Annotated in this window: 9 protein-coding genes and 1 riboswitch; of the genes, 2 read left to right on the top strand and 7 right to left on the bottom strand. The window is 52.5% G+C overall.

Going from position 1 to position 9,966, the window contains the following annotated elements; all coding sequences use genetic code 11:
- Positions 1–312: 312 nt before the first annotated feature.
- Entirely contained in the window at positions 313–1,215 is a 903-nt protein-coding gene (locus BZG25_RS14420) for a homocysteine S-methyltransferase family protein (protein ID WP_077606662.1), read from the bottom strand.
- An 80-nt stretch (positions 1,216–1,295) separates the two neighbouring features.
- Positions 1,296–2,396: a methyl-accepting chemotaxis protein gene (locus tag BZG25_RS16215; RefSeq protein ID WP_305794099.1), complete on the bottom strand. Its 1,101-nt coding sequence runs from the start codon at positions 2,394–2,396 to the stop codon at positions 1,296–1,298.
- Positions 2,397–2,570: 174 nt separating this feature from the next.
- Here BZG25_RS16215 and BZG25_RS14410 point away from each other — a divergent pair, with 174 nt between their 5' ends.
- Positions 2,571–3,596: a potassium channel family protein gene (locus tag BZG25_RS14410; protein WP_077639320.1), complete on the top strand. Its 1,026-nt coding sequence runs from the start codon at positions 2,571–2,573 to the stop codon at positions 3,594–3,596.
- A gap of 113 nt (positions 3,597–3,709) precedes the next feature.
- On the opposite strand, the gene thiD is transcribed toward BZG25_RS14410, so the two are convergent.
- A complete protein-coding gene (gene thiD, locus BZG25_RS14405) occupies positions 3,710–4,561 on the bottom strand; it encodes a bifunctional hydroxymethylpyrimidine kinase/phosphomethylpyrimidine kinase (protein WP_077639319.1) in 852 nt (283 codons plus the stop codon).
- A 61-nt stretch (positions 4,562–4,622) separates the two neighbouring features.
- A riboswitch (TPP riboswitch) is annotated at positions 4,623–4,723 on the bottom strand.
- Between the two features lie 127 nt (positions 4,724–4,850).
- On the opposite strand from thiD, the gene BZG25_RS14400 reads away from it, so the two are divergent.
- The gene (locus BZG25_RS14400) at positions 4,851–4,985 is read left to right on the top strand and encodes an entericidin EcnAB (RefSeq protein WP_077606658.1); all 135 of its coding nucleotides are present in this window, start codon (positions 4,851–4,853) and stop codon (positions 4,983–4,985) included.
- A gap of 48 nt (positions 4,986–5,033) precedes the next feature.
- Here BZG25_RS14400 and BZG25_RS14395 read toward each other — a convergent pair whose 3' ends face one another.
- The 4 genes from BZG25_RS14395 to BZG25_RS14380 form a co-directional block, all read right to left on the bottom strand.
- Entirely contained in the window at positions 5,034–6,791 is a 1,758-nt protein-coding gene (locus BZG25_RS14395) for a bifunctional diguanylate cyclase/phosphodiesterase (protein WP_077639318.1), read from the bottom strand.
- Complete coding sequence (locus BZG25_RS14390) at positions 6,788–8,683, bottom strand: ATP-binding protein (RefSeq protein WP_077639317.1); 1,896 nt, start codon at positions 8,681–8,683, stop codon at positions 6,788–6,790. Before BZG25_RS14390 ends, BZG25_RS14395 begins: the two co-directional genes overlap by 4 nt.
- Before the next feature lie 73 nt (positions 8,684–8,756).
- A complete protein-coding gene (locus tag BZG25_RS14385; protein WP_074214461.1) occupies positions 8,757–9,020 on the bottom strand; it encodes a DUF3081 domain-containing protein in 264 nt (87 codons plus the stop codon).
- 18 nt (positions 9,021–9,038) lie between these two features.
- Positions 9,039–9,821: an HAD-IA family hydrolase gene (locus BZG25_RS14380; RefSeq protein ID WP_077639316.1), complete on the bottom strand. Its 783-nt coding sequence runs from the start codon at positions 9,819–9,821 to the stop codon at positions 9,039–9,041.
- Between the last annotated feature and the right edge of the window lie 145 nt (positions 9,822–9,966).

Genomic DNA, 9,966 nt, shown 5'->3' with positions numbered 1-9,966 from the left:
TCAGATATATGTCATCGATACGCATAGCCACATCAATCACTTAAAGGAGACTCCCTATGCGTACGTCACACACTCCCCTGTTCACCCCTGCAGACAACTCCCCTGCCCACCAGCCATCTGATTTAAACCAGCTCTTAGAGCACGCGGCAGAAGCGTGGGAACGAGTGGTGAATTGGCTACAGTATGCATTCCCACGCCAGAGCGCGGGAACGAGTGGTGCATTGGCTTCGGTATGCATTCCCACGCGGGAGCGTGGGAACGAGTGGTACATCGGCTTCGGTATGCATTGCCACGCCGGAGCGTGGGAACGAGTTAATCTGCTAACTGCGAGAACTTGATGATCTCGTGAGACTGTTCAAGGGTTTGTGCGAGGTGTTGGATATGCGCGGGGGTAATTTCGCAGCAGCCGCCGACCACCAGGGCACCGTCGGCAATCCATTGTTGTACGCGCTCGGTGTGGACTAAGGGGGAGAGATCTTCCCGCGCTTGCAGGGCATCGGCTTTGCTGCCTTTGGCCATGTCTTCTACCGATTTAAACGCGTTGGCATATCCACCCACAATGTCAGCCTGGGTCGCCATCTTTGGCATCGCCGTGGTAAGCACTTCTGGGTCGCAGCAATTGAGCATCACTGCTGTCGGTGCATATTCAGTGACCGCGTGCATGGCTTGCTCTAGCGACTCGCCAGAGCGGAGTGCGCCATTAGGCTCTAACCGAAACGCAACCCCAAACGGTTTACCTTGCTCACGGGCGGCGGCGCACGCTGCACGCGCTTCTAGGGTGTTGGTCATGGTTTCGATTAAAAACACATCCACGTGAGGCTGCAGACGCGCAATGTGGCAGAACTCGGCTTTCATATCGTCAAAGCTGCGTTGCGGCTGACCGAGATAACTGCCCACCAGCGGCGGCAAACAGCCGGCAATATCAACATCGGCGCTTGTCTCATCCACCGCTTGCTGCAGCGCTTCGAAGGCTTTCTGGTAAATAATGTCTATTTTGTCGCTCAATCCCGCTTTGGCCAGACGCGTGGGGGTCGCTGGGTAGGTATTCAGGGTATGCGTTTTCGCACCGGCCCGAATAAAGTCTTTGTGCACGTCTTTAACAATATTGGCATGTTTTAACATCACCGCGACCGACCAAAGCTTCGAGCTCACATCCGGCCCACGTTGATAAATTTCTTGCCCTAGGCCGCCATCGAGTAACGCTATCGATGTCATGGTAACTTCAGCCTCCTTCGGCTATTTATCCTTAGTTTAGCTTGAGGTTACCATGTGCTTATCGATTTAACACCCCGTTGTTACGCTACCTCTTCACTGCCTTCAATCGCGAGATGTTCAAGCTTATCAATCACCGTCATGCTGGCGCTTTCCATCTCTTTTAATGCAGTGACCATTTGCTCGGGTTGCTGAGCATGAAACGCTGCCACCGCTGCTTTCGCGTGGGTATGCACTTGCTCGTGAGGCACGGCAATGGCTTTAAACGTTTGCAACTGTGCGAAATACTGCTGGCCTTCACCCTGTTCATACCATTGGCCGAGGCGGCATTGGGTGTGATCGGTGATATCGTCCGAGGTCATGCTGTCTTCACCCAGCACCACGCGGTATATCGCAAATTTAAAGCTAATATGGTCAAGTTTCGCCAGTTCACAAAAAGCACGCAGCGCAGAGGCTTTAATAGTGGTACGGCTATGCTGTGCTTGCTCACTCTGCGTGGCCATCGCATCGGCCACCTGTTGGCCTTGCTCGCTATATTCAATCGCGTCACTGGCAAGCTGATCGGTGAGTGTGCAAGCATGCCCACTCCCAGCGCGAATCTTCTCGACCAGCTGGGTGATATCTTGCGTGGCGCTGGCTGTACGTTCTGATAAGCTACGCACTTCATCGGCGACCACCGCAAACCCTCGACCCTGCTCACCGGCACGTGCCGCTTCAATCGCTGCGTTTAACGCTAAAAGATTGGTTTGATCGGCGACATCGCGAATCAACTTCACAATACCGCTCACCTCTTGGGCATGCTGGTCGAGCGCACGAATTGCTTCCGACGATTGCTGACATTGCGCGGATAACGACTGCACATGACGCGCAAGATCATTGACTTGTTCGGCACATGACGCCGCCTGATGGCTCACGTCCGTTACCCGTTCTTTTTCACCGTTGATGGTGTCTGCCAAGGTGGCCAGAGACGATTGCGTCGCATTGATTGAGTCACCGAAGTGGCATAAGTTGGCGTCGATGGCTTTTCCCGTTTGGCGTTTTTTCTCTACGGTGGCTAACTCTGCCTGCAATGCCTCTTTCTCTGCATTCAGCGCGTCGATGGTATGGTTGATCTGCTCAATTTTTTGCTGCAGAGCGACTTGTTTTTGCTGCTCTTGTTCAAGTTGACGACGAGATATAAACACGCTGACTCCCAATTAAGTAATTAAGCTTTTTATAATATTTTAACGCTTAATATTGGCGATGTATGATGAGCCAAGCGAAATGTGATCCATTTTGCGCCAATCGTTTGATTTACACTGTAAACCGATAATAATTCCCGCCATACTGGCGTTTCTGCAGAAAATGAGCGAAACGCTATGACCTTTTGGTTGCTTTTTAAACGTTGGATTATCAGCCACTTCGCGCATTTAGACGGGCGTATTTTGGGGTTGGTGGTACTCGCCTATGGCGGGATTGGCTGGCTACTTTTACACGGCGCCGGTGAAACAGAGATGACCCAGTCACTCGGCCGCTATATCTATTACTTAATGGTCACAGCGTCCACCGTCGGCTATGGCGATTATTCGCCAGCGACAGAAGCAGGACAGTGGATTACCGCCTTTTGGATTATTCCCGGTGGGCTAGGGCTGTTCGCCGTTGTGATTGGGCATGTAACCAGTGCGTTGGTCGATTATTGGCGACGTGGATTACAAGGAAAACGGAGTCTTACAGTGAAAAATCATATTCTGGTGTTGGGGTGGAATGGTCAACGCACTATCCAGCTCATTCGCCTACTACAAAGCGGTGTGCATGGCGATCGCCCGATTGTGCTTTGCGTGCGTCCCGAAATGGAAAACCCGCTCCCCGGCGAGGTGGAATTTGTGCGTGTAACCAGCTTTACCGATGCCGAGGGGATTGCCCGTGCGGGGATTGATAGTGCTTCGAGCATTATTATCGATAACCCAGAAGACGATATTACCCTGTCTGCGGCTCTGTTCTGCGCGCACAAAAACCCGTCCGCGCATCTGCTCGCTTACTTTCAAGATGATGCACTCAGCCAAATATTAAAACAGCACTATCCGCACGCCGAGTGTGTGCCGTCTGTGTCGGTGGAAATGCTGGCAAAAGCCGCTGTCGACCCGGGTTCCAGCCAGTTACATCACGAGCTATTAAGCACCGCACAAGGGATGACACAGTATTGCGCGCGTTACCCCACCGATGCGAGCGCCACGGATGTGGGCACCTTGTTCAATCAATTAAAGCATGAATACGATGCAACCTTAATTGGTCTCGACAAAGGTGAAGGTATTACCCTTAACCCCAACCTTAAAACAGACGTCGCCCCCGGCGATCGCGTGTTCTACATTGCTGCCGAGCGTTTACCGCATTGGTCGGCGGCGTGATTCGGACACCATTTATCACACGCGACACTGGCTGTTAGCCTTTCCCGAGCAGTCCGCCGCTTCACCTTAGCAGCGGCGGACTCGCTTTACGTGCCCTATTCGCGAAAAACGGCCTATTCGACTGAGGCTTCTTGCGCATCGTGATGACGCGCTTCGACTGGGTAGGCGTAAAAATGATGCACAGGCCCCGCGCCTCTTCCCACCTTTAACTGCTGACTATGCGCCAAGGCGTCGGTGAGATAATGCTTCGCCGCGCGCCCGGCCTCGATAGGCGTCATCCCTTGGGCGTAAAACGAGGCGATAGCGGCAGACAGTGAACAGCCTGTGCCGTGCGTATTCGCGGTCTCAACCCGACGGGCGCTCAGGGTTTGGCAAGTATCTCGGCTAATCCACATATCCACACTTTCAGGAACGTGGTGTAAATGGCCGCCTTTGAGCATCACGTACGGGCAGCCGAGGCGACGCAAGGCGGGGACTAACGCATGCATTTGCTCAATGGAGGTAGGGACAGGCTGACCGGTTAATCGCGCCGCCTCCGGCAAGTTGGGGGTGAGCACGGTTGCGCGTGAGATCAGCGCTTCAATCAACGCTGTCATGGCGTGTTCATCCAACAAAGGATCGCCGCTGGTGGCCACCATCACGGGATCTAAAATCACCGGTAAGTGAGGCGATCGCGCCAGCACGGCGGCTACTTCGCGAATAATCGCTTGGTTGGCGAGCATGCCGATTTTCACCGCACGCACCGGCATATCGTACAACACCGCATCTAGCTGGGCGCGGACAAAACCAGGATCAACCGCCGAGACGGCCTCAACGCCACAGGTGTTTTGTGCGGTTAACGCGGTGATCACCGAGCACGCATAACCGCCGGTGGCTGAAATCGCTTTAATATCGGCTTGAATGCCGGCACCGCCACCGCTGTCTGAGCCGGCGATGGTAAGAATAACAGGTGGAGATAGGTTCATAATGGCCCCTTATTCATCAGGGGCGGAAGGAGACAAAGCGAGCCAGAATGTGCCACTTCGTGTGCTGAACGAGTCAGTTCCCTCCGCCAGTGCTAACTGGATCAGGTTCTACGGGTCCTGCTTTCGCAGTCTCAGCAATCACTTGCTCCCCGACTAACTGTGTTCAGGATATTAACCCCACAAGCAAAGCGCAAGCGTATTATTCGCCGCTGGAGCCTTTTTCGAGGTTCGAGTAGGATAAGTAATGCGTAAAATACGCGTGACAAAAAATGTGCGAACAGGAGTTCCTATGAAGCTATCGTTATTGCTTGTGATCACCACCTTATTTGTTGCCGGCTGCTCAAACACCTGGGAAGGAGTAAAAGAAGACTCATCAAAAGTGTGGGAGGACACTAAAGAAACCGTCCATGAAGCCACTGAATAATTCAGAGTGACCTCGGTGCGGGCCAAATCTAGCGCACCGAGGCGTCATTTAATGCGCGGTAGGCGAGATCTCGGCGTTCATCGCGTGTCTACCTTGCGATAAAATGTGCTCAAAGTCGGTTATAGCAAGCGGCTTTGCATATAAAAAGCCCTGTACTTGGTCGCAGCCAATCGTCTGCAGCACCTGCTGCTGGCTGACTTTTTCCACCCCTTCGGCGACCACGCCATGACCAAACCCATGCGCCAAATCAATCACGCTACCCACCAAGTGTTTGTCACTGGCGTTAGTGGCTAGGTCTTGAATAAAACTGCGGTCGAGTTTAACCCAATCAACGGGTAACTGTTTAAGGTAGCTCAATGAGCTATATCCGGTGCCAAAGTCATCCAACGCGATATGCATACCAGCCTCCCGCAATTGTTGTAGCTCTCGCAATGCCACCGAGATTTGCTGGATCAGTGCCGATTCCGTGACTTCCAATTGAATAATGGCCGGCGGGATATTTGTCGCATGGCAGCGAGCCAGCACACTCTCGGCAAAACCATGACGGAGCTGCTGGGCAGACACATTTACCGACAAATGAAAGCACTCGTCAACCAGGGCGCGAGCCCGCCATTGCGCCACCGCCTCCAGTGCCATCATTAACACTTTATCGCCCAGTTGCATCATATCGGCACTGCGCTCAGCGATGGGAATAAACTCGGCGGGGCTTATCGCCCCGAGCGTTGGGTGTTGCCAGCGCAGTAATGCTTCGGCCCCCACCAGCAGCCCCCCATCAAGTCGCCACTTAGGTTGATACACTAAGGATAGATGGTTACTTTGCAAGGCCGCGCCGAGCTCAGTACGGATCAAATGCTCACGCTGGGCTTTATTATCGAGTTCAGGTTGATACTCAGCCACAGGCTGCTCATTGGTTGGAATGGCTAAAATCGCTTGGCGAAAAAGCTGGGCGACATCCTCGTTTTCAGAATGGGCGCGGCTGATCCCAATATGGCAATGTAAGAACATTAACCGCCCTTCTAACGTGTGGTGCCCATTGATCAATCGGTGAATCCTCGCCGCTTTTTGCGCCGCATCGTCACCCTCGCCTTCAATCAGCATCACTAGTCTCGAGCTATCCCACACTCCCACTCGATGCGAGCGCGCTACCGTACTGTTCGCCAGCAGCTCCGCAATGTGCTTATACAGGGCCTCTGTCATTAAGTGCCCTTGGTGCTGGGTCACTGCCTCCATCCCATCAAGCGCAATCATGAGCACAGTGACGGAGCCTCGCATTAATTGTCGTTCCGCTGCATCTAACAAGGCTCGACGATTGGGGAGCCCTGTTAAAGAATGGGTGAGAGAGAGGGCACGCAACGCGGCGGTTTGTTTATTCACCAACATTTGCAAGCGCGCGGCCTGGTCTCGCTGTTTTAACGTTTTGAGCTGTAACTGCAGCAGATTATGAATACGCTGAAGCACTTCGTCATAATCAAACGGCTTGCTGATATAATCAATCGCTCCGCGGCACAAGGCTTGGTTACGCAAATTCAGATCGTTATCTGCAGTCAGCACCATAACCGGCGGGCAATGCTCACCGAGGGCATGGTTAAGATCGTCCAACACCATAAGTCCTGAGCGCTGCGGCATACGCATATCGAGTAAGATAAGATCCGGAACTGGGGAAAGGTGATCGGTGACCAAACTCGGATCCGTTAAGCCAATCAAGTGCTGGTATCCTGCTTGCTTGAGCATGGCAGAGAGCAAGTCAATGTTTTCCCGCCGATCGTCAATGATCAAAATAGTCGCTTGTAATGATGACTTTATCATTCCCTGTCCTCCAGTAACGATTGGATAGCCGCAGCAAGATCGGATGACGATACGGGGTGCTGGAGCCGCTTAAACGATGAGGGAGTATGCAGGTGGTGAGGCTTGTTTTGTTCCGTTTCAAGCACAATCACGGATCTCCCCTCAATGAATTGCAACCCATGATCCTGGAGCGTTGCAGCATCATCGCCATTGATGATCAAAAGCGACGGCGCCAATGTGTGTGCCATTGCGTCTGCCAGTGAGACATCATGCGCACAATGCAATGTCAGCAAGGGCCAATCCTCAAAGCAATCAGCCATCAGTCGCTGCTGATGGCTGTCTCGGTCGATATACAACACACGGTGAGGTTGCTTTAAGGATAAACTTGCCTGCCGCAACACCTTGCCCTCTGAGCCGGCGGATGACAACGCTGACCGATAAGGGAAAGTGACGGAGAAACAACTCCCCTCACCCACTTGACTTGTTACCTCAATACGGCCTTGCATCTTTGCCACCAGTTGATGGGTCACGGCCAAGCCAACCCCCGCGCCTTCAATCAGTGAATCTTCTGCCATCAGACGATTAAAGGGCTCAAACAAGCCGGCTAGCTGATCAGATGCAATGCCAATCCCAGTGTCATTGACGCAAAGTGTGAGGTTGCCACCGGCCTCGCGTGCGTCAACCCATACGCTTCCTTGAGGGTGGTTATATTTGACCGCGTTGCTAAGCAAATTAATCAATACTTGCTTAAACCGGATCGGGTCCACATAAAGCTCTCCGTCCAGCCCTTGAGGCAAATGGCTTTGTAGGCTCACCTTTTGTCGTTCGGCAAGTGGCGCTAACGTGTGAATGGCATCATTGACCAGTGCCATAGCTGGGTACCAGGTCGGGTTAATGGTGGTTTTGCCGGCCTCAATTTTTGCCAGATCCAAGACATCATTGATCAAGGCAAGCAAATGACGGCCACTTTGGTGGATTTGTTCAACATACTGGTGCTGACTGTCTGAAAGGGTTGGATCGGGCGATTTAAGCAATAACTGCGCATAACCCAAAACACTGTTCAACGGCGTGCGTAACTCGTGGCTCATCGCCGATAAGAAATCACTTTTTGCTTGATTGGCGCGCTCAGCCTCTTGCATGGCCTGTAAAAGTGGGGTGGCGTCATAAGCCACAGTGACAATGGCGTAAGGCTCACCGGCAAGGTGATGAATCAGGGTTTTCGCCAGCTTAAAGGTGCGGCCATCGCGCAGTGTCACATCAATGTGGACGGGCCCACCGTCGGCAGTCAATTGGTGATCGAGAGCGTTGAGGGTGTCACGCATGCCATCAGGAAGCGCTTTACCAAACGCCTCAGCCAATTGGGTAACATGGTCAACATTCACCGCTTGCAAACAGGCTCGGTTTGCTAACGCATATTGACCACCTAATTCTCTGACAAACACAGGATTGCCGATCGCATCGATGATGGTTTTCAGCCTATTTCGCTCGTGCTGAACAGTGGCTTGGGCATGGGTTAATGCGCTTAAGTCAGACATAATGCCGATAAACTCACGTCGCGCATCGACCCACACTTCGCTCACTGCCAAGTGGACAGGCACTAAATGTCCCTCACGGTGCCTTGCCATAACACGCCGACCAGTACCAATCACATTGGGTTCACCGGTGGACAGATACTTCTTTAAGTACTGGCCGTGTTTGCCCTGATGCTCAGGGGGCATTAAACACTCAACATCCTGACCAACTAACTGGTTTTGCGCGTAGCCAAGCAGAGTATGGGTGAAAGGGTTGGCGTCAAGGATAATCCCTCTCTCATCAATCACTAAAATGGCTGCCGCAGCACTGTCCACCAGTGCTTTATAATGAGCCTGTGAGCCGCGTGCACACCTACCGTCCATGGTTGATTGCTCGTTCATTTTCCCGCCTCAAACAAAAAACGCCCCATCCATTGGGGCGTTATACCACGTACCTAGAGAGGTTTTATCGTGGTTACTTTTTGTAATTTTTGACCAAAGCGTCCACCTTCTTCAGGAACTGCTCTTTCAGGTTTTCATGCTCATAGTCAAGGTCATAGGTATTGTGGAACCCCACGCGTAACTGTACCCCATTACCCGCTAAATAAATGGTATAGCCGTCATAATCTGAGAAAGCGTCGATGCCATCTAGGCGGTGTCCATCTTCAATTTCTTCACCATACTCTGTCACTATCTCAAAAGCGCGAAGTAGGTGCGTAGGATTGAGTTCGTTTTTCACGCTTCCCTCCTGGCTGTGTTAGCGAAATTGTGCTCCACCTCCCAGTCGTTGTCGACGACTACAAAGCGGCCCTGCCAATACCGGGGGAGAGGCCAATGCATGGCCTGCCACATTGAGCCGGCTCGGCTTAGAAATAATATTGGGCAAAGATGCCAATGTATCAAGGGTAGTGTCTGGCCCCATCGTTTGGATCGCCGTACCGTAATTATAGCCATAATCGACACACACGACGGGTGAGCCTGCTGCCCTGGCAGCGTGAACATCGTTTACGGCATCACCGACGACGAGCAACTCCGTGGGCTGAACCGCGAGGATGGCAGCCGCCTCATAAATACTATCGGGATCCGGCTTTCCGGCCGCGATCGCATCCGTTCCTAAGATACGGGTAAAAAAATGGCTGACCCCAAGCGCTCTAAGAAGGCTGTTCGCATGCGCCGTTTGCATGTCCGTGGTACATATCATCGGGAACTGGCGCTGAGAGAGTCCTTCAAGGCAAGCAAGCACTCCTGGATAGAGTCGAGTTTTTGGCGGTTTATTGCCCAGATAGGAGGACAAAAACAAAGCCCGCGCTTGATTAAGCACAGTGGTGGAAACACGCCCATCAATGTGTCGCGTGAGCACCCGATGGATCAATAAATCCGCACCATCACCAATCCAGTCTCGAATCGCACTGGGCTCTTCCTCTGGCAAATTAAACCCTCGCAACATGCCGAGGACAGCGTCATAAAGATCATCAAAAGGGTCTGCGATCGTGCCGTCTAAGTCAAAGCATATCGCAGAGATATTCTCCAATTTTTTCATGGAACGCCTCCACAATCAGTGTGTTATCGCCAGAAAGGAAAGGGAACGGTGGATCGGACTTGCTATCCAACGAGTCTTTGAAAGTTAGCAGAGAACGAGAACGCGTCCTACCAAAACCGCAGGCAGAATGTATCGAATCACCGAG

This window comes from Salinivibrio sp. ML198 (genome assembly GCF_001996015.1).
Taxonomy (GTDB): Bacteria; Pseudomonadota; Gammaproteobacteria; order Enterobacterales; family Vibrionaceae; genus Salinivibrio; species Salinivibrio siamensis.
This window is presented reverse-complemented; position numbering and strand designations above follow the sequence as displayed.